At 63.1% G+C, this 24,060-nt stretch carries 25 protein-coding genes; 11 read left to right on the top strand and 14 right to left on the bottom strand.

Features of this window, described 5'->3' with window-relative positions:
• Position 1: 1 nt before the first annotated feature.
• From ACYG9Z_RS16470 to ACYG9Z_RS16460, 3 genes are all read right to left on the bottom strand, one after another.
• Positions 2-1,237, bottom strand: a complete 1,236-nt coding sequence (locus tag ACYG9Z_RS16470) for a putative DNA modification/repair radical SAM protein (RefSeq protein ID WP_023694722.1) — start codon at positions 1,235-1,237, stop codon at positions 2-4.
• Positions 1,238-1,468: 231 nt separating this feature from the next.
• Positions 1,469-2,854 (bottom strand): glutamine synthetase family protein, encoded by a 1,386-nt coding sequence (locus tag ACYG9Z_RS16465; RefSeq protein ID WP_023683505.1) that lies wholly within the window; start codon positions 2,852-2,854, stop codon positions 1,469-1,471.
• A gap of 35 nt (positions 2,855-2,889) precedes the next feature.
• A complete protein-coding gene (locus ACYG9Z_RS16460; RefSeq protein ID WP_023752459.1) occupies positions 2,890-4,272 on the bottom strand; it encodes an aspartate aminotransferase family protein in 1,383 nt (460 codons plus the stop codon).
• A 155-nt stretch (positions 4,273-4,427) separates the two neighbouring features.
• Here ACYG9Z_RS16460 and ACYG9Z_RS16455 point away from each other — a divergent pair, with 155 nt between their 5' ends.
• On the top strand, positions 4,428-4,880 hold the full coding sequence (locus ACYG9Z_RS16455) for a hypothetical protein (protein ID WP_023683507.1): 453 nt from the start codon (positions 4,428-4,430) through the stop codon (positions 4,878-4,880).
• A gap of 1 nt (position 4,881) precedes the next feature.
• Here the strand turns inward: ACYG9Z_RS16455 and ACYG9Z_RS16450 are convergent, their stop codons facing one another.
• The 4 genes from ACYG9Z_RS16450 to ACYG9Z_RS16435 all read right to left on the bottom strand — a co-directional run bounded on the left by ACYG9Z_RS16450 (position 4,882) and on the right by ACYG9Z_RS16435 (position 7,895).
• Positions 4,882-5,856: a WD40 repeat domain-containing protein gene (locus ACYG9Z_RS16450; protein ID WP_023689246.1), complete on the bottom strand. Its 975-nt coding sequence runs from the start codon at positions 5,854-5,856 to the stop codon at positions 4,882-4,884.
• A gap of 111 nt (positions 5,857-5,967) precedes the next feature.
• The gene (locus ACYG9Z_RS16445) at positions 5,968-6,495 is read right to left on the bottom strand and encodes a hypothetical protein (RefSeq protein WP_023752460.1); all 528 of its coding nucleotides are present in this window, start codon (positions 6,493-6,495) and stop codon (positions 5,968-5,970) included.
• The gene (locus tag ACYG9Z_RS16440) at positions 6,492-6,770 is read right to left on the bottom strand and encodes a type II toxin-antitoxin system TacA family antitoxin (protein WP_023689244.1); all 279 of its coding nucleotides are present in this window, start codon (positions 6,768-6,770) and stop codon (positions 6,492-6,494) included. Before ACYG9Z_RS16440 ends, ACYG9Z_RS16445 begins: the two co-directional genes overlap by 4 nt.
• 69 nt (positions 6,771-6,839) lie before the next feature.
• Positions 6,840-7,895, bottom strand: a complete 1,056-nt coding sequence (locus ACYG9Z_RS16435) for a CobW family GTP-binding protein (RefSeq protein WP_023694718.1) — start codon at positions 7,893-7,895, stop codon at positions 6,840-6,842.
• A 419-nt stretch (positions 7,896-8,314) separates the two neighbouring features.
• Here ACYG9Z_RS16435 and ACYG9Z_RS16430 point away from each other — a divergent pair, with 419 nt between their 5' ends.
• Positions 8,315-8,785 carry a MarR family winged helix-turn-helix transcriptional regulator gene (locus tag ACYG9Z_RS16430; protein WP_023694717.1) on the top strand — a complete coding sequence of 157 codons (471 nt, stop codon included), beginning with the start codon at positions 8,315-8,317 and terminating at the stop codon, positions 8,783-8,785.
• 26 nt (positions 8,786-8,811) lie between these two features.
• Here the strand turns inward: ACYG9Z_RS16430 and ACYG9Z_RS16425 are convergent, their stop codons facing one another.
• Positions 8,812-9,675 carry an AraC family transcriptional regulator gene (locus tag ACYG9Z_RS16425; protein WP_023752461.1) on the bottom strand — a complete coding sequence of 288 codons (864 nt, stop codon included), beginning with the start codon at positions 9,673-9,675 and terminating at the stop codon, positions 8,812-8,814.
• A gap of 46 nt (positions 9,676-9,721) precedes the next feature.
• Here ACYG9Z_RS16425 and ACYG9Z_RS16420 point away from each other — a divergent pair, with 46 nt between their 5' ends.
• A complete protein-coding gene (locus tag ACYG9Z_RS16420; protein ID WP_023714565.1) occupies positions 9,722-10,129 on the top strand; it encodes a DUF2000 family protein in 408 nt (135 codons plus the stop codon).
• On the opposite strand, the gene ACYG9Z_RS16415 is transcribed toward ACYG9Z_RS16420, so the two are convergent.
• The gene (locus ACYG9Z_RS16415; RefSeq protein WP_023752462.1) at positions 10,126-10,914 is read right to left on the bottom strand and encodes an alpha/beta fold hydrolase; all 789 of its coding nucleotides are present in this window, start codon (positions 10,912-10,914) and stop codon (positions 10,126-10,128) included. The two genes, ACYG9Z_RS16420 and ACYG9Z_RS16415, sit on opposite strands and share 4 nt — an antisense overlap.
• 128 nt (positions 10,915-11,042) lie before the next feature.
• Between ACYG9Z_RS16415 and ACYG9Z_RS16410 the strand changes: the two genes are divergently transcribed.
• The 5 genes from ACYG9Z_RS16410 (at position 11,043) to ACYG9Z_RS16390 (ending at position 15,613) form a co-directional block, all read left to right on the top strand.
• Positions 11,043-12,008 carry a LysR family transcriptional regulator gene (locus tag ACYG9Z_RS16410; RefSeq protein ID WP_023689239.1) on the top strand — a complete coding sequence of 322 codons (966 nt, stop codon included), beginning with the start codon at positions 11,043-11,045 and terminating at the stop codon, positions 12,006-12,008.
• 157 nt (positions 12,009-12,165) lie between these two features.
• The gene (locus tag ACYG9Z_RS16405; RefSeq protein ID WP_032886143.1) at positions 12,166-13,050 is read left to right on the top strand and encodes a DMT family transporter; all 885 of its coding nucleotides are present in this window, start codon (positions 12,166-12,168) and stop codon (positions 13,048-13,050) included.
• Positions 13,051-13,117: 67 nt separating this feature from the next.
• Entirely contained in the window at positions 13,118-14,140 is a 1,023-nt protein-coding gene (locus ACYG9Z_RS16400; protein WP_023752463.1) for a LacI family DNA-binding transcriptional regulator, read from the top strand.
• The gene (locus ACYG9Z_RS16395) at positions 14,137-15,120 is read left to right on the top strand and encodes a 2-hydroxyacid dehydrogenase (RefSeq protein ID WP_023671354.1); all 984 of its coding nucleotides are present in this window, start codon (positions 14,137-14,139) and stop codon (positions 15,118-15,120) included. The genes ACYG9Z_RS16400 and ACYG9Z_RS16395 overlap by 4 nt, the downstream gene beginning before the upstream one ends.
• A gap of 82 nt (positions 15,121-15,202) precedes the next feature.
• On the top strand, positions 15,203-15,613 hold the full coding sequence (locus ACYG9Z_RS16390) for a hypothetical protein (RefSeq protein WP_023683514.1): 411 nt from the start codon (positions 15,203-15,205) through the stop codon (positions 15,611-15,613).
• A gap of 10 nt (positions 15,614-15,623) precedes the next feature.
• Here the strand turns inward: ACYG9Z_RS16390 and ACYG9Z_RS16385 are convergent, their stop codons facing one another.
• Positions 15,624-16,397 (bottom strand): gamma-glutamyl-gamma-aminobutyrate hydrolase family protein, encoded by a 774-nt coding sequence (locus tag ACYG9Z_RS16385; protein ID WP_023703661.1) that lies wholly within the window; start codon positions 16,395-16,397, stop codon positions 15,624-15,626.
• A 294-nt stretch (positions 16,398-16,691) separates the two neighbouring features.
• Here ACYG9Z_RS16385 and ACYG9Z_RS16380 point away from each other — a divergent pair, with 294 nt between their 5' ends.
• Positions 16,692-17,801 (top strand): TRAP transporter substrate-binding protein, encoded by a 1,110-nt coding sequence (locus ACYG9Z_RS16380; RefSeq protein ID WP_023671351.1) that lies wholly within the window; start codon positions 16,692-16,694, stop codon positions 17,799-17,801.
• Positions 17,802-18,051: 250 nt separating this feature from the next.
• Here the strand turns inward: ACYG9Z_RS16380 and ACYG9Z_RS16375 are convergent, their stop codons facing one another.
• The 4 genes from ACYG9Z_RS16375 to ACYG9Z_RS16360 form a co-directional block, all read right to left on the bottom strand.
• A complete protein-coding gene (locus ACYG9Z_RS16375) occupies positions 18,052-19,080 on the bottom strand; it encodes a zinc-dependent alcohol dehydrogenase family protein (protein ID WP_023694709.1) in 1,029 nt (342 codons plus the stop codon).
• Between the two features lie 33 nt (positions 19,081-19,113).
• On the bottom strand, positions 19,114-20,892 hold the full coding sequence (locus ACYG9Z_RS16370) for a TRAP transporter large permease (RefSeq protein WP_460222834.1): 1,779 nt from the start codon (positions 20,890-20,892) through the stop codon (positions 19,114-19,116).
• Entirely contained in the window at positions 20,889-21,494 is a 606-nt protein-coding gene (locus ACYG9Z_RS16365; protein WP_023671348.1) for a TRAP transporter small permease subunit, read from the bottom strand. The genes ACYG9Z_RS16370 and ACYG9Z_RS16365 overlap by 4 nt, the downstream gene beginning before the upstream one ends.
• Before the next feature lie 197 nt (positions 21,495-21,691).
• Entirely contained in the window at positions 21,692-22,597 is a 906-nt protein-coding gene (locus ACYG9Z_RS16360; RefSeq protein WP_023752465.1) for a branched-chain amino acid ABC transporter permease, read from the bottom strand.
• A gap of 148 nt (positions 22,598-22,745) precedes the next feature.
• Between ACYG9Z_RS16360 and ACYG9Z_RS16355 the strand changes: the two genes are divergently transcribed.
• Together ACYG9Z_RS16355 and ACYG9Z_RS16350 are read left to right on the top strand one after the other, a co-directional pair.
• The gene (locus ACYG9Z_RS16355; protein ID WP_023683519.1) at positions 22,746-23,357 is read left to right on the top strand and encodes a CGNR zinc finger domain-containing protein; all 612 of its coding nucleotides are present in this window, start codon (positions 22,746-22,748) and stop codon (positions 23,355-23,357) included.
• Positions 23,350-23,880: a hypothetical protein gene (locus ACYG9Z_RS16350; protein ID WP_023729725.1), complete on the top strand. Its 531-nt coding sequence runs from the start codon at positions 23,350-23,352 to the stop codon at positions 23,878-23,880. The genes ACYG9Z_RS16355 and ACYG9Z_RS16350 overlap by 8 nt, the downstream gene beginning before the upstream one ends.
• Positions 23,881-24,060: the final 180 nt, after the last annotated feature.

Genomic DNA, 24,060 nt, shown 5'->3' with positions numbered 1-24,060 from the left:
GTCAAAACAGCGACAGTTGTTCGCAGGACTTTACGATCGTATCGCGCAGGCCTGTCTTGTCGGTGAGTCCGCCCGGCGACCAGCCTTCGGCGATGATGAAGGGCCTCAGCTTGGCGATCGAATGGCAGATCCGTCCGACATCTTCCAGCCGCATACGTCGGTGGCGGCGGGTTTCAAGGATCTTCGCCACCACCTTGGTGCCCAGACCCGGAACCCGCAGCAGCGCTTCCCGATCGGCGCGGTTGATGTCGACGGGAAACCTCGCCCGATTGCGCAAAGCCCAGGCGAGCTTGGGGTCAATGGCGAGATCGAGCATGCCGTCGCTGCTGCCGGCGAGGATTTCCGGCTGCGAAAAGCCGTAGAAACGCATCAGCCAGTCGGCCTGATAGAGCCGGTGCTCGCGCATCAGCGGCGGTTTTTGCAGCGGCAGCGACGATGACGAATCCGGGATTGGGCTGAAGGCGGAATAATAGACGCGCCGCAGGTGATAGCTGCCATAGAGCCGCGCGCTGGTGTGCAAAATGCCGTCGTCGGATGTTTTGTCGGCGCCGACAATCATCTGCGTCGACTGACCTCCGGGCGCAAAGCGTTCGCGCTTCTTGGTCCTCAGCGTCGGCTCGGCCTTTTCCTCCATCTTCCGGCGCAGGTTCGCCATGGAAAGCCGGATCGTTTCCGGCTTCTTCTCCGGCGCCAGTTTCTTGACGCCCTCATCGGTCGGCAGTTCGACGTTGATAGACAGCCGATCGGCGTAGAGCCCGGCCTGCTCGACCAGTTCGGCCGAGCTTTCCGGAATGGTCTTCAGATGAATATAGCCGGAGAATTTTTCGTCCAGCCGCAGCCGCCGCGCCACTTCCACCATTTCGGCCATGGTCTCGTCGGGCGAACGGATGACGCCGGAGGACAGGAACAGGCCTTCGATGTAGTTGCGCCGATAAAAGTCCATGGTCAGCTTCACCACCTCGTCGATGCTAAAGCGGGCGCGGCGCACATTCGATGACGAGCGGTTGATGCAGTAGCTGCAATCGTAAATGCAGAAATTGGTGAGCAGGATTTTCAGGAGCGAAATGCAGCGGCCATCCGGCGCGTAGGAATGGCAGATGCCCATGCCTTCTGTGGAGCCGATACCGCCGGATTGGAGCGAATCCTTCTTCGCCGAGCCGGACGAAGCACAGGAGGCGTCGTATTTGGCGGCGTCAGACAGGATTGCCAGCTTTTCACGGACGGTGGGCGCGCTCATCCGTTCATGATATGTTCTTGAAGGCTGCAGCGCCACCTCATTTGATGCAGGCGGCGAAAAAGTGATCGCCGCCCGCCGTCAGGGCAATCAGAGACCGTTTCGAAATTCGCTCTGGCGAGTCATATGGTGGTGGTTTCGAGAACCGAAGCGCAGCGGACATTTGGTCCGTGAGCATCGGAAGCGCAGAAACCACCATCGATGGCCGCCGGAGTAGAATTTCGAAACGGTCTCTCAGACCTCGTGCAGGTAGAGGTGGTAGTCCAGCTCGCTCACCGTACGCGCGACGCGCAGATACTCCGACTGCTTGATCGCCACGAAGGTGCGATGCAGATCCTCGCCAAGCGCCTCTTTCAGGAAGCTCGAGGCCCGCGCCGCCTCGATCGCGGCGCGCCAGTCGACCGGCATGGTCGTGCGCGTGACAGCGGCTTCATAGCCATTCCCAGTGGTTTCAGGGCCGGGGTCGAGGCCTTCGTCCAGACCCTTGATGATGCCGGCCAGCACCGTTGCCGCGATCAGGTAGGGATTGGCGTCGACGCCCGACGGCCGGTGCTCGATGCGCCGATTCTTGGCGTCGCCGGCCGGCACGCGCAGCGCCACCGAACGGTTGTTGACGCCCCAGGTCGGCGCCACCGGCGCATAGGACTGCGAGACGAAGCGCCGCCAGGAATTGGCGTGCGGCGCAAACACCAGCATCGATTCGGCCATGGTCTGGATCAGCCCGCCGAGCCCCTGCAGCAGCGGCAGCGACCAGCTTTCGCCGCCTGCTTCGGCAAAAACGTTGCGGCCGTTCTTGTCCTGCAGCGAAACATGGAAATGCATGCCGGAGCCGGCATATTTTTCGATCGGCTTGGCCATGAAGCAGGCGGTAACACCATGGCGGCGCGCCTGCGCCCGCACCAGCCGCTTCAACATGACGAGGTCGTCGGCCGCCCGCATGACATCCTTGCGGTAATTCAGCGTCAGCTCGTACTGGCCGGGCGCGTATTCGGAAATCACCGTTTCGGCCGGAATGCCTTGCGCCTTAGCCGCGGCATAGATGTCGGAAAACAGCGGCTCCATGCCGTGCAGATGGTCGACGGAATAGACTTCCGTCTTGGCCGAGCGGCGGCCGTCGAGCACGGCGTCCGCCGGCTTTACCTTGCCGTCGGCGTCACGCTCATTGGCAAGCAGGAAAAATTCGAGTTCGAAGGCGCCGGCGGGATAGAGGCCCTTGGCCGCCAAGATGTCGACCTGCCTGGCCAGCGCCAGCCGTGGGTCCGACGACATAGGCTGTCCCTCGAGATGGTACATCGCCATCAGCAACTGGCCGCGCGGCGGGTTCGTGCCGTAAAGCGGCACCAGCGTGCCGGGGATCGGCCATGCCCTGAGATCGCCGTCTCCAGTCGTCCAGATCAGCCCGGTTTCGTGCACATCCTCCCCGGTGATGTCGAGGCCGAGGATCGAGATCGGCATGTGGCGGCCGCCCTCGAAGATGCTTTTCAGCTCATGCCGGCGCACGATCTTGCCGCGGCCGACCCCGTTGGCGTCGGTCAAGACGATGTCGAAGGCTTCGATTTCGGGATGGGCGTCGAGAAAGGCTTGCGCCTCGGCGGGCGTCGAGCCCGAAGGTGAAGTCATGATTAGTGTACTCGAGTTTGGCTTGGCAGCTTGTCTCATGCCGTCAGCCTTGCCGCAACCGTGGCGAAGGCGGTGACCAGCCGGTTGACCTGGGCGCCGGTGGTGGCCGGTGAGATCAGCATCATGTTGTGAAAGGGCGCGATCAGCACGCCCTGGTTGACCAGCGCGACATGGATAGCCGCCTCAAGCTCCGGCGCATGGGCAGTCTCGGCTTCGGCGCCGTTCCTGAGCGGGCCAGGGGCGCAGATGAACTCGACGCGGGCGCCGACGCGGGCGACATGCCAGGGCAGATTGTAGCGATCGATGACGCCGGTCAGCCCGGCATCGAGCCGCAGGGCGAGGCGATCCATCCGGGCATAATTCTCCTGCGTCATCACCTCTTCGAGCGTTGCGCGCATGGCTGCGAACTGCAGCGGGTTCGCCGACAGCGTCGTGCCCATGCCGGAATAGCCCGGCTCCTTGGTTCGATTGTAGTCGGCATAGCGCGAGGCGGCCTCGTCGCTCATGCCCCACACGCTTGCCGGCACGCCGCCGGCGATCGGCTTGCCCAGCACGAACAGGTCGGGCTGCAGCCCGAATTTCCTGGTGTAGCCGCCGGGTCCAGTCGAAATCGTGTGCGTCTCGTCTATCAGAAGCAGCGTTCCGGCCGCGCGCGTCAGTTTGCGCAAGGCGTCGTGAAAACCCGGATCGGGCAGCACCATGCAGGAATTGGTCAGCACCGGCTCAGCAATGACGCAGGCGACATCCTTGTCCTTGAGCGCTGCTTGCAGCGCGGCGACATCGTTGAATTCAATGACCTTCGCCGTCTTGGTCAGGTCGCGAAACTCACCCGCCAGCCCCGGCCGATTCACGGGCTTGCCGTCGACCATCCGGACCATCGTCTCGTCGACCGAGCCGTGATAGCAGCCGTTGAAGACCAGTATCTTTTCGCGGCCGGTGACGGCGCGGGCGACGCGCAGCGCGAAGCGGTTGGCGTCGGTGGCGGTGGTGGCGATCTGCCAGAACGGCAGACCGAAACGCTGTGTGAGCAGCGGCCCGATGGCCAGCGCATCTTCCGAAGGCAGCATATAGGTCAGGCCGCGCCCGGCCTGGCGGCGGATGGCGCGCGCCACCGGCGGCGGCGAATGGCCGAACATCGAGCCGGTGTCACCGAGGCAGAAATCGTCCAGCCTGTTGCCGTCGATATCCGTGATGGCGGCGCCCTTGGCGCTTTCGACCAGGATCGGGAATGGCGTCGGCCAGTCGTTCATCCAGTGCATCGGCACACCGCCGAAGAAGCCTGGCAGGCCGTTACCGACCTTGGCCTGCGATTTCGGCCGCGCCTTGCGGAAGGTGTTCGCCTCGCTTGTCCGCAATGCAGCGATGCGGTCACGGCTGATACCGCCGATGGATGCTTTTGAACTGTTCGTGCTGTGCATGAAATCCCTCTCGGCCGGCACACTACCCAATTGGCGACGGCAACCGCAATTGGCCGTGTTGGTGCCCTGCATTGGGTCAGCAGCAAGTTCGGCAGACTTGACCTTCCGGCGCAGTCGGGCGCCAATGCGATCGGGTGTGTGGTTTGGGGAGAAAAATGCGGACGATCATCTGCGCTATTGCGCTACTCTTGTCGGCCGCTGCGGCTTCCGCATCGGGCGGCGTCTGGTGTTCCGTCGATGACAAAGCGGTGCAATTCGAGGTCGGCGCCGGGGTCACCAGAGGTATGGGCGGCCCGACCTTCAATTTTCGCGGCGATCTCGAGATACTTGGCCGGCCGGAAGGCGACAGTCTGCGCAAGACCGTCTTTGAGGATTCCGACCTCACCCAGTACTGGCTGGACGACAAGGAGTTGCGGCTGAACGTCTACCACGAGCATCAGCTCGGAGATAAATTCAACTCTGTCGAACTGACGATCCTGACCAAGACCAGTGACGAGGGCGTCTATGACGGCCGGTACACGCTTGCCGTCTACGACAACGCCGCCGACACGGAACAGGACGGCAAGCCGAAAGAATTGACCGGCAAGGTGTCGTGCGGAGCCGAATAGGTCACGCCGAGATATCGATGACGCCGCAGTCGCCGGCGGCACTGCCGAAGGCGACCCGGCGCTCTTCCTTATCCCACATCATCGCGGTGATGGCGCCCTTGCCCGGGCGGCGCAACAGCACCTCTTTGGCATCGGTAAAGCGCACCGCCATGACCATGCCGTCATCATAGCCGACGGCGACGACATCCTGGCTCGGATGGCAGGCAACCGATGTCACCATGGCGTTGCCGCGCGTGCCGAGCTCCAGCGGCGCCTTGCCCATCGGGCCGTCCTTGCCCGAAAACGGCCAGACGATCGCCGCCGGCGCGCCGGAACTCGCCAGCCATTTGCCCTTCACGCTCCACGACAGGCTTTTGACCTTGCCGGGATAGCCGGTCATGCGCATGTGCTTGCCGTCGGCGAGCTTCCAGCCATGCAGCGCGTTTTCCTGCATGGTGGTGACGAGGAAGGCGCCATCCGGCGAGAAGGTGACGCCGGTATGGGCACCGGCCCATTCCAGCTCCACCGGCTTGCCCTCGGCGGCCGGGAAATGCAGCGTCGCGCCATTGTAGCGGGCGACGCCGAAGCGTATGCCCTTGGGGGAGAAGGCCAGCCCCTCGACCGAACGCGGATGGGCAAACTCTTTGGTCTTGCCGTCGGCAAAGCGCACGAAGGCAGTCTTGCCTGTGGCATAGGCGATAGCGCCTTGCGGCCCGGCGGCGACGCTGGTGATCCACTTCTTGCCGGCGCTCGCCAATTCGCCGACGGTGCCACCTGCGGTGACAGCAAAAATCTTGCCGTCCTCGCCGCCGGTGATCAGGCGGTCGTTGGCGGCGTCATGGAACGTGGAGAGCAGGCCGTCATTGGCCTGAATTGCCTTGTGGCCGTTGTCGAGCCTATGAACTGTCCCATCGGCCAGCGCAAAATGCGGCACGTTGTCGAGGAAGACGGCGGCAAGGCAGTGACCTTCCAGGTCAAGGGGGGCAACTGTGGGCATGGCTTCCTGGGCGAAGGAGGTTTCGAATTTGTCTTGGCGACTTACTTGACGTTTCCCTCATCGGCAATCACCAGGGATTGGTGGCGGTCGCCAAAGGCAAGAAGGTAGGCATCAAAGCAGCCTGTTTGTTCGCAACTCCGTCGCGAAGGTCGCGAGCGGCATTATCAGCGTCAGTGGTTGGTCTAGAAGAGACTCTGCACCGTAGCCGGCATACCAACTCGCTGCCCGCTCGCTTTTGGCGTCAATGATGAGCAGGATGCCGCCGCCTTCGCCAGCCAGGCGTAAGCAGCGCAGCGCAGCGGCCGCAAGCAACTGCCCACCCAATCCGTGACCCGCAACACTGAGATCCGTCGCAAGACGTGCAAGCTTGAACCCAGAGACTTCGTGCCGCGCCAACCCTTTCGTCATCGCCGTGGGTACGGCGTCGTGAGGTACGGCAGACGGAGCAATTGTGTAGAAACCCAAAATCCGCTCCGGGGCTCTATCGTCTATTGCGCAAAAGGTCTTTGCCGCATTCTGCTCGTGGCTTTGTCGCGCGAACCTTCGCAAAAAATCGTTCATTTGCGTATCACCGCAATCAAACGAAGCCCGATCGTGCTGTTTAGTAATGGGCTGCTCATGCCAGGACGGAAGGGTCACAGCGTATCTGGCAAGGCGGCTATCGCCGCTCGAAGTTTAGCGTTGGGTTTCGGCGGGTTTTCCAACAGGTCGAGTATGCGTGCAAAATCACGATCGGATACTTTCGTAATCTCAGCCGCTTCGATAACAGCCTGCGCCTCGGGAACGATCCTGTTGAGGATGAAGTCGGCAACATCCTGGTTAGACAACGCAGCGGCGCGTGCAATCATCGCCTTATGCGCGGGCGCAATGCGAATCTGATAGCGCTCAGTCTTGTTGTCGGCGGGCCGCGGCATAAATTGTCTCCTCAACGTGATGTACACATCATATGTGTACATCACGCCAAAATCAACCCTCTGAGGCGTTTAGGCCGCCTGGCAGGCGTCAAAGCTCTTCTTCAGCCGCTCGGCGTCAAGCTCGCGGCCGATGAACACCAGCCGGCTCTCATGCTTTTCGCCGTCTTTCCAGGCGCGCTGGTGGTCGCCTTCGATGATCATGTGCACGCCCTGGATGACATAGCGCTCGTCGTCGCCCTTGAGCGCGATGATGCCTTTCAGCCGCAGGATGTTGGGACCTTCCATCTGAGTGATCTTCTCGATCCACGGGAAGAATTTCTTCGGGTCCATCTCGCCGCCGCGCAGCGACACCGACTGCACGGTCACGTCATGGATGTCGGAGGGATGCGCGTGATCGTGATGATGATGGTCGTGATCATGGTCGTGGTGATCGTGCCCGTCATGGTCATGGTGGTCGTGATCATGATCGTGCGCCTCGAGGAAATGTGGGTCGTTCTCCAATGCGCGCGACAGGTCGAAGGCGCCGCGGTCGAGCACTTCGGACAGCGCCACGCCGGCGCGCGTGGTGCGGTGGATCCTGGCCGCCGGGTTGATGGCGCGGATGGTGGCCTCGACCTTGGCCAGCTCTTCGGGCGTCACCAGGTCGGTCTTGTTGAGCACGACGACATCGGCGAAGGCGATCTGGTCCTCGGCTTCCTTGGAATCCTTCAACCGGAGCGGCAGGTGCTTGGCGTCGACCAGGGCCACGACAGCGTCGAGCCTGGTCTTGGAGCGCACGTCGTCGTCCATGAAGAAGGTCTGCGCCACCGGCACCGGATCGGCAAGGCCGGTGGTCTCGACGACGATGGCGTCGAAGCGGCCCGGGCGGCGCATCAGGCCTTCGACGACGCGGATCAGGTCGCCGCGCACCGTGCAACAGACGCAGCCATTGTTCATTTCGTAGATTTCCTCGTCGGATTCCACGATCAAATCATTGTCGATGCCGATCTCGCCGAATTCATTGACGATGACGGCATAACGCTTGCCATGGTTTTCCGACAGGATGCGGTTGAGCAGCGTCGTCTTGCCGGCGCCGAGATAGCCGGTGAGAACGGTCACGGGGATTTGCGTCTGTGCTTCGCTCATATCTTGCCTCGAAATGGCTGGGCCACGGAATTGCGGGCCGCAAGAAGGGATTGTTGGCCTGATATAGGATGTGTGCCGGCCTTTTGCACGAGGCAAACCGCCTGGGTGTTTGACCCAGGTTGACGAAGCGGGTGGGTAGACCGAGAGGCCGAGTGCGAGGGATGCCGACCATCAACGTGTCGCCGGAAACGCCTCTTCGTTGACCTGTGCTGAGCCGCGCCGCGTCAAACCGTTGCAATCGCCTTGGCGGAAACTCGTTTGTCATCTAACTGAAATAAACATCTGGCATCACCATTTCGAGCACCACAAATGCTTGCCGGCAAAGCTGTTTCGAAAGCCGGAATCTTTTGGATCGTCGATTGCCAACCGGCCGGCTGCGTCTATGCTGCACGCACCGGTACGGCCGAAGAGGGATCACCATGGCCAAGGCGGACAAGACTGCAACGATGAGCCGGCTGCATTCGGCGGCAAGGCTGGCAAGGACCGCGCTGGCGGCGCGGCTTCTGGCGCATGGCTTCTATGCCGGCCAGGACCAGATCATGCTGACGCTCGACCGCGAGGACGGCCAGACGCCCGGCAATCTCGCCGGCCGCCTCGGCGTGCGCCCGCCGACCATCACCAAGACCATAAACCGGCTGCAGGCCCAGGGCTTTTTGGAAAAGCGCGCCTCTTCCGCGGATGCACGCCAGGCGCATATCTTTCTCACCGACACCGGCCGCGAGATCATCCACGCCATCGAGAAGTCGGTTAAGAAGACCGAGAAGCAGGCGTTGAAGGGCCTCGACAAGAAAGAACAGAAGACGCTGTTCAAGCTGCTCGCCCGCATCGAGGCCAATTTGTCGAACGAGGAGCTGGTGCTCGTCGACGACGACGCCGACATCGACGACTGACCGGCACGGCGGCCGCGTGTCTTGAGCTAGGCCGCCACCGAAGGGCCGCGCACCAGCGCCGACCAGCGGCCGGGCGTCAGGCCGAATGCTTTCTTGAAATGTCTGTTGAAATGGCTCTGGTCGCTGAAGCCGGCGCCGACGGCAATCTCGGCCAGCGGTTCGCCGATCTCGATCATCCGTCTTGCCTTTTGCAGCCGGCGCATCAGCAGGAACCGATGCGGGCTGGTGGAATAGGTCGCGCGAAAATGGCGTGACAGCGCATAGCGGTCGAGCCCGGTGACGGCTTCCAGCTCATCGGAACGAACGGACCGCTCGGCATTCTCCTCGAGATAGCCGCGCGCCAGCGCTGCCGCACGCGAGGCCGACTTCCCCATCGGCTTTGCCTTCTGTCCCGCATGACGCCCCAGATGCCGCGCCAGCTCCGCAACGAAATCGGCGACGAACAGCTCGTTCAGTTCCTCATCGAGCGGCGACAGGGCCGAAAGCAGCGTGCCACGCAAGGCAGGATCGCTGACCACAGCATCCCTGACGAAAGGCAGCGGCGCGCCGTCGAGGCAGTCGAGCAGCAGTGAGGGTTCCAGATAGAGGATCCGGTAGCGCAGACCATCCTCGGTCCCGGCGCCGCCATCGTGCACTTCGTCGGGATGCAGCACGATAACCTGGCCGGGCAGGCTGTGGTTGACAGTGCCCCTGTAGTGGAAGCGCTGCACACCGGAAAGCGTCACGCCGACGGCAAGCGTATCATGACGGTGCAGGTCGAAGGCTTTGCCATGGAAATGCGCCTCGATGCGCTCGATGCCGGTCCTGCCTGGCGCCGAGACGATCCGGTCTTCATCCGCGCACGAACGTCCAAGACCCTGTGTCGCCTCACCGTCTAGATCGTGCGTCATCACCTATCCCTGCCCTTCATGGGCGTGCTCCGGAGTCCTCATTTTGGTGTTCGATACGAAATTTGCAATCGTGCTGCGGGACGATCTCGCCGTCTGGCAAAAGCTCAACGTCACGGCCTTCCTGAGCAGCGGCGTCGTCGCGCAATTCCCCGACATTATCGGCGAACCCTACCGCGACCGCGCCGGCAACCTTTACAATCCTCTGTCGATCCAGCCGGTCATCGTGCTTTCGGCCGATGGGCCGACGCTCAACTCCATCCACCGGAAGGCGCTGGAGCGGGGCGTGACGGCGTCAGCCTATGTCGAGGAGATGTTTGCCACCGGCTTCGATGCGGCCAACCGCGCCGTCTTCGCCGAGTTCGGCCCTGAGGACGCCAAGATCGTCGGCATCGCGCTGCGTGCCGACAAGAAACTCGTCGACAAGATCACCAAGGGCGCCCGCATGCACGCCTAATTCAGCAGGAAGCGTGTAACGGCGCTCATGAATTCAGTCGGCCGCTCGACGTTCAGCATATGGACGCCCGGAAGCAGTGTAAGCGTGGCGCCGGGGATGCTGGCTGCGATCGCCTCGCTGTGGCTTGCCAGCGTTACCTTGTCGTCTTCTCCACCGATCACCAGAGTGGGGGCGGTAATGAGGGAGACAGTCCGGCGCAGATCGCAATCGCGTACGGCGGCGAAGCATCCCGCGAGACCTTGGGGCAGCGTCGCCAGGACCATCGCGCGGAACGCGTCGACGGTTTCGTTTGGGCCGGCAAGCATCGAGGCGGGAAACCAGTTGTGCATGAACATGTCCGCGGCGGCCGACATGTTGCTCGCAGCAAGGACAGTACGGATCTGCTCGTCAAAGTAAGAAGCCGGCCCGAGATGTGGCGAGGTGTTGGAAAGGATGAGACGCTCGATGCGGTCCGGGGCATGGATACCCAGCCACTGCCCTACGAAGCCGCCCAGCGACAGCCCGCAGAAATGCACGCGGGCGATCTGAAGCGCATCCAGCAACTCAAGGACGTCGCGGCCCAGCCGATCGAGCGAATAGGCTCCGGCCGGAGCATCGGAACTGCCGTGGCCGCGCAGATCATAGCGCAGCACCCGGAAAGATCCGGCAAATTCCGCAAGCTGCCGGTCCCACATATGCAGGTTCGTCGCAATGGAATTCGAGAGCACAAGCACAGGGCCGGCCCCCGCCAGCTGATAGGCGATCCGGCAGCCGTCGCCCGTCGTAAAATAAAGCGTGTCAGTCATCTGGTCCTCATCTCACCCTGGCGAAAGGAGTTCGATGCTCCCGCCGCCCTTTGAATGAGCCACCCTAGGCCTCGTAATTATCCAGGAAAATTACTATGATTGGACAATCTCAGTAGGTTTTGGCGATAATGAATGGTCTGAAACTCCACGACCTACGGTGCTTTGACGCCGTGGCAAGCGAGGGCAGCTTCCAGGCGGCCGCCCTTGCCTTGAACCGATCGCATCCATCCGTCTTCGCCGCTGTCGCACGCCTCGAGCAGTTGCTCGGGCTCACACTTCTCGACCGCAGCGGATATCGGGTGGGGCTGACGGAGGCGGGCCGCGAGTTTCACGCGCGAGCGCAGCTGACATTGCGCGAGCTCGACCATCTGCGAACCTATGCGGGCCAGTTGGCGAGTGGCGAGGAGACGGTCCTGCGTGTCGTCATGGGTGATCTCTGCCCGCGACCGCAAATCCTGCGTATGCTCAGCGGCTTCTTTGCCGAACGCACCGGGACACGCCTGCACCTGGAGTACGAGGCGGTCGGCGGTCCGCTCGAACGGTTGATGGAAGGCTCGGCTGACCTCATCTTCCATCGCGCGGATCCTTCCGATCCGCATCTCGAGCGGATCGATCTCTGCGCGGTGCCCCTCGTGCCGGTGGTGGCGCCTGGGTTCCTTCCGTTCGCGCCTGGCCGCGAGATTGCGCCGGAGCAGATGCGGCCCTTCACCCAGTGCGTGATCCGCGACACGGCGCGGCGGCCAGCGCCGGAGAGCTATTTCCTCATCGACGGTGCGCATCAGTGCTCGGCGCCGGATCATCTGATGAAGAAGGAGCTGATCCTTCACGGACTGGCCTGGGGCCATCTGCCGGCATGGCTGATCGAGGACGAACTGCGGGATAGGAGGCTGATCTCGATCGCTGGTGCACATCTGCCCGGCCGGACGGAGATCCTGGCGGCGGTGCGCCGGCGCGACCGACCGCATGGACCCGTCGCCGAGGCGTTGTGGCTTCATCTCCAGGCGCAAGTGGCATCCGACGGCAAAGCACCGGATGTCAGAACGTCGCAGCGGAACGCAAAGCGCCTTAGCTGGCATCGGATCGGCCTGCGCTGAACCTGTCTCAGACGCCTGTTGTGCCAGTCGCTTTTGGCTTGCCGGGCGCAGGCGATTGCCGCAAAGGTTAAGCGTTGATCCTCCCTGCCCGGCCTGACATTTGAACGTTCCCGCAAAATCAGACGAAAGCGCAACGCCGCCCGCGGCGATGCTGTTCATGCTTTCGACCTATGTCTTTTTCACCTTTCTCGACACCTCGAGCAAATATCTGGTGCTGGCCGGCGTCTCGGCGCTGATCGTCGCCTGGGCCCGCTTCACCGTCCATGTCCTGCTTGTCGGCGTCTTCCTGCGCGGCTGGCGCGAGCCGTCGCGCTTCCGCGCCAACAATTTGCCGGCCCACATCCTGCGCGGCGGTCTGCTGTTCGGCTCGACCATGTGCAACGTCATGGCGCTCAAAACGCTTCAACTGGCCGAGACCACCTCGATCTACTTCTTCGGGCCGATGGTGATCACCGCCCTTGCCGGACCGCTGCTTGGTGAATGGGCCGGCTGGCGGCGCTGGCTGGCAATCCTGTCGGGCTTTGTCGGCGTGCTCGTCATTACAAGGCCGGGCATCGGCGTGTTCGGCATCGGCCATCTTTTCGCGCTCGGCTCGATGCTGTCGAACAGTTTTTACGTCATCATGACGCGGCGGATGTCAGCCAGCGAAACCTCGGAAAGCCTGATCCTGTTTTCGGCGCTGGCGCCGGCCGTGCTGCTTCTGCCGATGCTGCCGTTCTCGCATGGGCTGCCGCAGGATGGCTGGCACTGGTTCATACTGGTGATGCTGGGCGTGTTCGGCGCCGGCGGCCACTGGCTGCTGGTGCAGGCCTACCGCCTGGCGACCACCACGGCGCTGGCGCCGTACCCCTATTCGCAGATGGTCTGGATGATCCTGTCCGGCTGGATCATCTTCCACCAGTTCCCCGACCGCTGGACGCTGGTGGGTGCTGCCATCATCGTCGCCAGCGGCCTTTACATCATCCATCGCGAGCACCGTTTGCGGCTGCGCAATCGCACGACCGTCGATGCCGAGGCGGAGGCGCTGGCGAAAAAACTTTGATTTGCTCCGAATCCGATGGCATAACGCCGCATTTAAAAAATTTTAAAAAAACTCGGGGAGCGAAGGGCTGGCACAAAAGATCAAGCTTTCGACGATCGCGGATGCGCTTGGCGTGTCCACGGCCACGGTCTCCCTCGCCTTGCGCGACAGCCCGCTGGTCGCCGGCGCCACGCGTGACCGCATCAAGGAACATGCGCGGGCCATCGGGTATATCTACAACCGCCGCGCCGCCTCACTGCGCACCTCGCGCTCGGGCATTGTCGGTGTCGTCGTGCACGACATCATGAACCCGTTCTTCGCCGAGATCCTGCGCTCGATCGAAAGCGAACTCGATCGCAGCCGGCAGACCTTCATCCTGTCCAACCATTATGACCAGTTGGAAAAGCAACGCACCTTCATCGATACGCTGCTGCAGCTTGGCGCCGACGGCGTCATCATGTCGCCGGCCATCGGCACGCCGGCTTCCGACATCGTCATGGCCGAGGAAAACGGCCTGCCGGCGGTGCTGATCGCACGCAGCGTGGAAGGCGCCGACGTGCCGGTGTTTCGTGGTGACGATGCCTATGGCACGGCACTTGCCACCAATCATTTGATCTCGCTCGGGCACAAGCGCATCGCCATGATCGGCGGCACCGACCAGACCTCGACAGGGCGCGACCGCTACCAGGGCTATCTCAACGCCATGGAGGCCGCCGGGCTTGAGGTCAGGCCGTCCTGGCGCATCGCCGGGCCGCGCACCAAGCAGGGCGGATTCGAGGCGGCTGGACAGTTTTTGGCACTTAAAGACAAGCCAACCGCCGCTTGCTGCTGGAATGATCTGGTCGCCATCGGCCTGATGAACGGCATTGCCCGCGCCGGCCTGGTGCCGGGCGCCGACATCTCGGTCACCGGCTATGACGATCTCGAGGAGGCGGCAATCGCGACACCGGCGCTCACCACAGTCTGGAATGGCCAGCGAGAGGTCGGCCGCCGTGCCGCCAGCGCGCTGCTCGACAAGCTGAACGGACAGGCGGTACGGCCGTCACAGGAACTGATCAAGCCGGAACTGCATGTGCGCCAGTCGACCGGCAAGCCGGTGGAGCGTGAATGACCAAGACTGATGCGTTGCAGACCGTCGCCGTTCTGGTGCCGGGACATTTCAACGACCATGCGGTCGAGCGCATCGACCGCACCTTCAAGCGGGTCAAGATAGAGCGAGCCGATCCCGCCCTGGTCACCGAGGAGATGCGCCATGACGTGCGCGCCATTGCGTCCTTTGCCGGCGTCAATGCGGCATTGATGGATGCATTGCCCAACCTCGAACTCATCGCCTCCTTCGGCGTCGGCTATGATTCGGTCGATGCCGGCCATGCGGCCAAGAAAAACATCATGGTCACCAACACCCCCGATGTTTTGACCGAGGAGGTCGCCGACACCACGATCGGCCTTTTGCTCAACACCGTGCGTGAACTTTACAACGCCGAGAAATGGCTGCGCGACGGCAGTTGGGTGAAGAAGGGCAACTATCCCCTGAGCCGGCTGACCTTGCGCGGTCGGCATGTCGGCATTTTCGGCATGGGCCGCATCGGCCTTGCCATTGCGCGCCGGCTGGAAGCGTTCGGGCTGCCGGTGGCCTACCACAACAGGCGCAAGGTCGAAGGTCTGGCTTATGAATACCACCCGACGCTGAAGGGCCTTGCCGAAGCGGTCGATACGCTGATTTCCGTAGTGCCGGGCGGCGCTTCCACGGAGAAGGCGGTCAATGCCGAAATCCTGGCGGCGCTTGGCGCCAACGGCGTTTTCGTCAACATCGGCCGTGGCAGCACGGTCGACGAGGCAGACCTCGCCGCAGCGCTTGCCAACGGCACCATCGCCGCGGCCGGGCTCGATGTTTTCGCCGATGAACCGAATGTGCCCAAGGCTTTGCTGGAGGCGCCCAACACCTCGCTTTTGCCCCATGTCGGTTCGGCCTCGCACCACACGCGCCGCGCCATGGCGGATCTGTGCGTCGACAATCTGGTATCCTGGTTCAGCGAGCGCCGGCCACTGACCCCGGTGCCGGAGACGGCGCAAGTCAAGCCACGAAGCTGAGCGGCTGTCTGCCACACTCGTTAACGTCGGCTTAACGCTTTGGAATCATTCTGCATCTGCGCCGGGGGGCGCGGAGTGCAAGATGACGAAACTTCCGGCATTGATTGCGGCAGCGGCACTTTTCGCCGGCTTTCAGCTGTTTCACGGCGGCAGCAGTGAAAGTTCGGCCAATGAAGCAAGGCCGGCAACCACCTTCAGGCTGGTCGCCAATGGCGACGAAGGCGACTGCGCGGTTAGCCGCGGCGCCGCGATTGACGATGGCCTGTCGCTGTTGACCGTGGCGCCGAACTGCCGCGGGCTGCTGCCGGGGATCGAGCGGGCAAAATTCTGGCGAGAGGGCGAGGACGGCACGATCGCGTTCAGCGCCGACGGCACCGACCCGATCGTCACCTTCTCGGTTGCGGATGGCGACGGCTACGAATCCTACGCTCCGGCCACGCCGCTGCTTTCGCTGGCGACAACCGGCGAACGGGATCAATCCGCCGGCAATTGATCGTCGGGATTTATTCCGCCGCCGCCCGCGCGCCGGCCTTCGCCGCCGCATGCAGGCGCACCGCATCGCCGAAGGCGCGGAAGATCTTGGCCGAGTTGCCGTCCGACTTGACCCAGTATTCGGGGTGCCATTGCACGCCGACGGCGAAGGCGCGGGCGTCCTTCACCGAAACTGCCTCCACCGTGCCGTCGCCGGCAACCGCCTCGACCTGCAGCTTCGAGCCGAGCCGGTCGATGCCTTGGCGGTGCAGCGAGTTGACCTTGATGTCGCCGGCGCCAAACACGCCGGCCAGGCAGCTGCCCGGCTTGATCGAAATGGTCTGGTGAATGGCGAAGCGTTCGTCCTGGTTGTCGCTCACCGGCGCGCGATGGTCGAGCGAGCCTTCGCGCTCCTGGATCTCGGTGCCAAGCGTGCCGCCCAGCGCAACGTTCAACTCCTGGATGCCGCGGCAGATGGCAAGCAGCGGCACGCCGCGCTCGATCGCCTTGCGGATTAGCGGCAGCGTGGTGGAATCGCGCGCCGGGTCGTAGGGGCCGTTGGCTTCGCTGGCGTCGCCGCCATAGAGCGATGGATGCACGTTGGACTTCGAGCCAGTGACCATGACACCGTCGACCGAAGACAACAGCTCGTCGAAGTCGAGCCGGTCACCGAATGACGGCACCAAAAGCGGGAACACGCCGGCGCCGGAAAGTGCTGCCTCGATATATTGCTGCGGGACGGCATGCCAGGTGTAGTTGTCGAACTGACGGACGTCGGTTGATATGGCGACGAGCGGCTGGTGCATTTTGGGTCCGGATTCCATTTGGCGCGAAGCGAATAGCTATTGTGCCTGCAAAATAGGCGATCCGAAGGCGCTTTTCCATGGCAAGTTTCGCCATCTCGCATGGGCCACGCGGCGAACGTTAGACTATAGTTGCAGGCTGGCCGGCCGGCCCGCGGATTTGTCGCCAGCGCCGCCGTCAAATCCCGCCACCATGCTGGACTCGACCTTTTGCCCGTGTATTGTTTCGGGCAAATCGATACCGGACGTGAGGAGATGTCCCTGATATCGGTTGTTGGTCCAATAGGGAGGAACTGCATGGATCGTCGTTCATTCATCCGCAAGGCCGGGGTCACCGGCGTGGGCGCAGCGGCGGCTGCCGCTACGCTAGCCGCACCGGCAATCGCCCAGTCCAATCCGAAAGTGACGTGGCGGTTGGCGTCATCCTTTCCCAAGTCACTCGATACGATCTATGGCGGCGCCGAAGTCTTCTCCAAGATGCTGTCTGAGGCGACGGACGGCAATTTCCAGGTCCAGGTCTTCGCCTCCGGCGAACTCGTGCCCGGCCTGCAGGCCGCCGACGCCACCACTGCCGGCACCGTCGAGGCCTGCCACACGGTGTCATACTATTATTGGGGCAAGGACCCGACATGGGCGCTCGGTGCGGCGGTGCCGTTCTCGCTCAACGCGCGCGGCATGAACGCCTGGCACTATCATGGCGGCGGCATCGACCTGTTCAACGAGTTTCTTGCCACGCAGGGTCTTTTCGGCCTGCCCGGCGGCAACACCGGCGTGCAGATGGGCGGCTGGTTCCGCAAGGAGATCAACACCGTCGCCGACCTGTCCGGCCTCAAGATGCGCATCGGCGGCTTTGCCGGCAAAGTGGTGCAGAAGCTCGGCGTCGTGCCGCAGCAGATCGCCGGTGGCGACATCTATCCGGCGCTGGAAAAAGGCACGATCGACGCCGCCGAATGGGTCGGCCCCTATGACGACGAGAAGCTCGGCTTCTACAAGGTCGCGCCCTATTACTACTATCCCGGCTGGTGGGAAGGCGGCCCGACCGTCCATCTCTTGTTCAACAAGGCCAAGTACGAGGAGCTGTCGCCCGCCTACAAGTCGCTTGTGCACACCGCCGCGCAGGCGGCGGACGCCAACATGCTGCAGAAATACGATTTTCTCAATCCTGCGGCGGTGAAGCGGCTGGTGGCCGGCGGCGCGAAATTGCGCCCGTTCAGCCAGGACATCATGGCCGCCTGTTTCGAGAAGGCCAATGAGGTCTACACCGAAATGGAAGCCACCAACGCACCGTTCAAGAAGATCTGGGACTCGATCAAGGGCTTCCGCAAGGAGCACTATCTGTGGGCGCAGGTGGCCGAGTACAATTACGACACCTTCATGATGGTCCAGCAGCGCAACGGCAAACTGTAGGCTGGGATCTGTCCCTTCTCCCCGTCACTATACGGGGAGAAGGTCCCGGCAGGTGGATGAGGGCGGCGCAAACTTCGGCGATCGATCGCCTTGGGCTTGGTAGCCGCCCCGAAATTATAGCTTATTTTTCCGAGCGTTGACGCTACCCCTCACCTGCCTGCCGGCATCCTGTCCCCGTATAGTGACGGGGAGAGGGGCGCGGTCATCGCCGTTTCGCCAATCGCCAACGCCGCAGGATTGAGGCTGCCCTTCATTCCATGCCCGGCACCACCAACACCTTGACCTCGCCGGGCGCTGCCGGATTGGCGATCACCGAGGCGGCTTCCTCCAGGCCGACCTGCCTTGAGATGAGCTTGTCGATCTCGATTGCGCCGGACGCGACAAGGTCCGCCGCCCGCCTGTGGGTGAAGGGGTTGATGAACGAGCCGAGAACCTTCAGTTCGCGAAACAGGATGTCGAACGGTTCGAAGGGCACTTTCACGCCTTGCGGCATCACGCCGACGATCACCACCGAGCCGCCGGACTTCGCCAGCCGCATCGATTGTTCGACGGTATCGGGGACACCGGCGCATTCGAGCACCACGTCGGCCCCGCCGGGCACAAGACCGGCTGGGCCGGCGATCGCCTCGATCGGGTCGACCGCGTTTGGGTCGACCGTCGCCGTTGCACCGAGTTCTTCAGCGAGCGCCCGGCGGGAGGCCTGCCGCGTCGACAGGATGATGGTCGCCGCTCCTGCGAGCCTCGCCAATTGCACGGTAAGCAGGCCGATGACGCCGCCACCAAGCACCACCACGGCAGCGCCGGGTCTGATTCCGGCGAGGTCGACAGCGTGCAGGCAGCAGGCCAGCGGCTCGCAGAAGGCGCCATGCGTTGGCTTGAGGTTCGCAGGCAGAAGAAAGGCCTGGCTCTGCGGCATCACGACGTAGTCGGCGAAGCCGCCGTCGCGATGGATGCCGATGGCCCTGAGATTGCTGCACAAATTGACCCGGCCAGCCCGACAATGACTGCAGCGTCCGCAGAAGATGTTGGGATCGCCGGTAACACGGTCACCGATGGCGATGCCGGAAACCGCATCACCGACAGCCTCCACGATGCCGCAGAATTCGTGACCAAGCGTCACCGGCGGGCTCGAAGGGAATTCGCCGTGGAGGAGGTGACGGTCGGTGCCGCAAACGCCGCAGGCTTCGACGCGCACCAGAACGTCCTGCGGTCCCGCAACAGGCTTGTCGACCTCCCGTAGCGCAATGCTGCCCACGGCTTCCAGGCGCACGGCTCTCATGACATCCTCACTCAGGTTCTCAGTGTTCACACATCAGTTGAAGTTCGGCGGCTGCGACAGGTCGGTCGCCGGCGCCGCCGGCTTGGCGGGCGGCGTCTCGCCGAAATTCGGCGGCTGCGAGAGATCGTTCGACGGTGGCGCCGCGGGTGATGGGCCACCGTTGGCTGGTGGTGGTGTGCCGAGAGGCGCAAGGCCTGGCATATCAGGCAAGTTGATCTCGATCGTTCCCGGATCGACGGCCGCACCCTTGTAGCGCATGACCATTTGCGGGAAGGCGATGGTCAGCCCGATCATGATCACCTGGATGCAGACGAAGGGCACGGCGCCCCAATAGATCTGGCCGGTGGTCACCGGCGCGATCTGCTTGCCGGTGAGGCGATCGAGATAGGGCACGCGCGCGGCGACCGAGCGCAGGTAGAACAGCGCAAAGCCGAAAGGCGGGTGCATGAAGGAGGTCTGCATGTTGACGCCGAGCAGCACGCCGAACCAGATCAGGTCGATGCCGAGCTTATCGGCTGCCGGCGCCAAAAGCGGCACGATGATGAAGGCGAGCTCGAAGAAATCGAGGAAGAAGGCGAGCACGAAGACCAGGATGTTGACGCCGATCAGGAAGCCGACTTCGCCGCCCGGCAGCGACGTCAACAAATGCTCGACCCAGACGTGGCCGTTGACGCCGTAGAAGGTCAGCGAGAACACCCGCGCGCCGATCAGGATGAACAGCACGAAGGAGGAAAGCCTGGTCGTCGAAGCCAGCGCCTGCTTGATGACCTCCAGCGACAACCGCCCCTTCATTGCCGCCATCGCCAGGGCGCCAACCGCGCCCATGGCGCCGCCCTCCGTCGGGGTTGCGATGCCGAGGAAGATGGTGCCCAGCACCAGGAAGATCAGTGCCAGAGGCGGGATCAAAACGATGATCACCTGCTGCGCCAGCCTGGACACCATGTTGATGTTCAGGCCCTTGTCGGCGATCGCCACGATATAGATCAGGATCACGCCGATGCTGGCGCCAAGGATATCGGCATTGTCGCCATGCGCCGGCGCAAGGTAGCGATAGGCCGCATAGGAAGCCGCGACTGCCACCAGCAGTGCCGCGAGCAGCGACAGCACGCCGTGGCCAAGCGTGCGGGCCGCCAGCGGCAACGCCGGCATCGAGTTCGGCCGGACGACCGACATGATCAGGATGTAGAGCGTGTAAAGGCCGGTCAGCACCAGGCCGGGGATCAGCGCGCCGGCATACATGTCGCCGACCGAACGGCCGAGCTGGTCGGCCAGAACGATCAGCACCAGCGACGGCGGGATGATCTGGGCGAGTGTGCCGGATGCCGCGATGACGCCCGACGCCAGTCGTCGGTCATAGCCGTAGCGCAGCATGATCGGCAGCGAGATCAGGCCCATGGCGATGACCGACGCCGCCACGACGCCGGTGGTTGCTGCCAGCAGCGCACCGACGAAGATCACCGCATAGGCAAGGCCGCCGCGAACCGGGCCGAACAGCTGGCCGATCGTGTCGAGCAGGTCCTCGGCCATGCCGGATCGTTCGAGCACGATGCCCATGAAGGTGAAGAACGGGATCGCCAAGAGCGTGTCGTTCGACATCACCCGGCTGCCGTAGAAATTGTCGGGCAGCGCATGCAGCAGCGGCCACGCCAGGTTGATCGAGCCGCCCGAATAGGGCGACAGCACAACGCCGATGAAGAAGAACATCAGGCCGTTTGCGGCGAGCGAGAAAGCGACGGGATAGCCAATCAGCAGGAAGATGATCAGCGAGGCGAACATGATCGGCGCCATGTTCTGGGCGATGAACTCGATCATGGGCGCGCCTCCTGGGCGAGCGCCTTGGCTTCTTCGGCAAGGGCTTTCGCCTCGAGCTCGGCCTGTTCGTGCACCGAGATGAACGGATTGGGATCGTCCATGTCGCCGCGCATGATGGCGATCTTCTTGATGATCTCGGAGATGCCCTGCAGCGCCAGCAGAAAGAAGCCGACGAGCAGGATCGCCTTGGCCGGCCAGATGATCAGGCCGCCGGAATTGTTCGACATTTCGCCGCTGCGGAACGACAGCGACACGTAGGGTATAAAATAGATCACCATCAGCGTCACGAACGGCATCAGGAAGAAGACATGGCCGAGCAGGTCGATCCAGTGCTGCACGCGGCGCGACCACATGCCGTAGACGATGTCGATGCGGATATGGTCGTTCTGTTTCAGCGTGTAGGCGGCGGCCAGCATGAAGGCGGCGCCGAACAGGTACCACTGCAGTTCCAGCCAGGCATTCGACGAGACGTCGAAGACCTTGCGGATGATGGCATTGGCGGCACTGACCAGGATTGCCAGCAGGATCAGCCACGATATCCACCGGCCGATGAACTCGTTCATACGGTCGATCGTTCTGGATAGAGCGAGCAGCCCTGCCATGCATTTCCTCCCTGAGGTCGAAGGCGCGCCGGCTCCCCTATTTTCCGTCGCGCCGCTGTGGCCCAACGGTATGCCGTGCGTGGTTCGGCGGGTCAACATGGCATGGGCGCGATCAACGCCGTCGTGACGGGAGGCAGGGGATAAGTGCCGACCGGCTGCTGCGTCATGCAACCAAAGTCTGACAGCGGATGCGGCGATCAGGCGATCTTCTGCTGGTCGCGGCCGGGACCGATCAGCACAAGTGCCGCGACCAGGAACAGATACATCCAGCCATCGCGCCATTCGATCGGGAAATAGCCGGCCCATAGCGACTCCGTCATGCCGAAGGCGGCCGCACCGAGCGCGGCCCGAGGCGGAGAGAGATAGCCGCCCACCGCCGTCACGAACAGGATTTTCAGCCCGAAGACGAGGCCGGAGCCGAAGCTGACATTGCCGTAGTAAAGGGCGGCCATGATTCCGGCCAGCGCGGCGCAGAAACCGCCGAACAGCACCGCATGCCGGAACACTGCGCGCACGTCCACGCCGCACATGGCAGCCGCTTTGGGATCGTCGGAGACGGCGCGCCAACGGCGACCGAAGCCCGAGCGGGCAAACGCCCATGCAGCGAGCATGATGGCCGCCAGAACCACCGCGCAATCGATGAGCTGGATCAGCGTCAGCGTCGCCTGGAAGCCGGCATCCTGAGCGAAGACAATGGGTTGCGCCAGCATCGGCGGCAGCCACCAATCATGCGTGTCGGCGGCGATACGGCTTGCTTCCGACAGCACCAGCAGGATGCCGAGCGTCGTCACCACAATGGCATTGGGCGTGCGGTCGGCCAGCGGTTCGAAGACGCTGCGCGACAGCACGTGGCCGATCAGCGCGGCATAAAGGAAAGCCGTGACGACGCCGAGCACCACTGCCGCCAGCAAGGTCAGCCACAATACCTGATAGCCGAAGGCCACGGTCAGGATCATCGTCTGGCCGCAAAAGGCGAACAGCGCGCCATAGGCGAGATTGGTCCGGTGCAGGATGCCGTTGGTCAGCACGTAGCCGAAGGCAAGCAGCGCATAGAGCGCGCCGGAATGCAGCCCGTTCAGCACCTGCTGGAAGAAATAGAGCATGGACAGCTTTCAGGGCATGTCGCCCAAAAGTGCAAAGCGGTTTTGGGGCAACGACTTGCCTCAACAAAATCCTGCGCTGGAGCCCGCGCCAAGGTTTGCATCCTAGAATCTAACTTGTCAAATGCGGTTTATCGGTTAGATTTCTGATATGACGGTATCTTGGACCCCGCATCGCTTCACCGGCGGCATTCTTGCGCTCGATACGGCCAACACCGTGGTGTTGCGCAACGATCCGGAAAAGACCTTCGACCGTTTTGACGATCCGGCCGAGATCGCGCGCTTCGCCGATGCCGCAAGCGGCTTTCGCGGTGCCGAGCTTGGCGGCAGACCGCTGGAGGCGACCTCGCCGGACAGGATCGCCCCGGTGGTGCTGGCGATCCGCGAGACGACCGACTGCCTGTTTCGCGGCGCGGTGTCGAAAGGTGCGCTTGCCGCCGGCGACCTCGCCGCTTTTCTCAAGGCCTGCGCCAACGGCCTCGACCGGAGCCTGGCCGAAATCGGCGCACCGGGCAGACCGTTCGGCGACCCATCGACGCCGATCGCGTTCGAGGCGGCGCTGGCGGTTTCGGCCTTGTCGCTGCTGCGCGACGACACGGTCGCCAGGCTCAGGATCTGTCCCAATTGCAGCTGGCTGTTCGTCGACAGGAGCCGCAATTCCAGCCGCCTTTGGTGCGATATGGCTGTGTGCGGCAACCGCCAGAAAGCAAGCCGTCACTATCGCCGCCGCCGCACGGCGCCCCATGAGGTCAACAATGCCTAGGGTTGTTTTTCGTTCGATCCTTGTCGGTGCTGCGCTCATTGCAGCCGTTGCGCTTGGCGCCTGCCGCGACACCGGCGGCGACGGCAAGCTGTTCGAGGTTTCCGGCAAGGTCGTCGTCTTCAACTACCGTCTCGCCCGGGCGACCTATGTCGTGACGCTGCGGCCCCTGCAGCCGATGGGCGAAGGCCAGGTGGCGGTCGCCAGTTTCCAGAATCCGGCCGGCGGCCCTCCCCTGGTAGTCGAGCAGAAGGTCTGGCCGAAGCTCGACAAGGTCAGCCTGGAGAGCCCGGCGCTCACCTGCATCGTCAAGGACAAACCCTATGCGATCTCCATCAGCATCAGGGGTCCTGACGGCACGTTCCTGCAGAAGATCGACACCACGCTGATGTCGAGCGAGGACCAGTCGATCCTTCCCGACCGGCCGCTGGTGGTCGACCAGCTCTATACGGCCAATCCCGATCTTGCCGGCCATCCCGACGGCAAGCTGCCGGGTGAGCCGAAGCCGGATTGCTCGAAAGGCTGACGCGTCTTTGCCGGGCGCGACTGCGTGGAAATTTTCGGTCGCCGGACAACCGCCGCGGACCGATTTCGTGCCGGATACGCGACGGCAGCGGATCGTTCGTTGCGCTTTGCCTGGCACTTTCGATTTCGTTTGACCTGCCTTGCAAGCGGAGAAAGACTGCGCCATCTCACTCCTACGTTG

The sequence above is a fragment of the Mesorhizobium sp. RSR380A genome (genome assembly GCF_054719385.1).
This window is presented reverse-complemented; position numbering and strand designations above follow the sequence as displayed.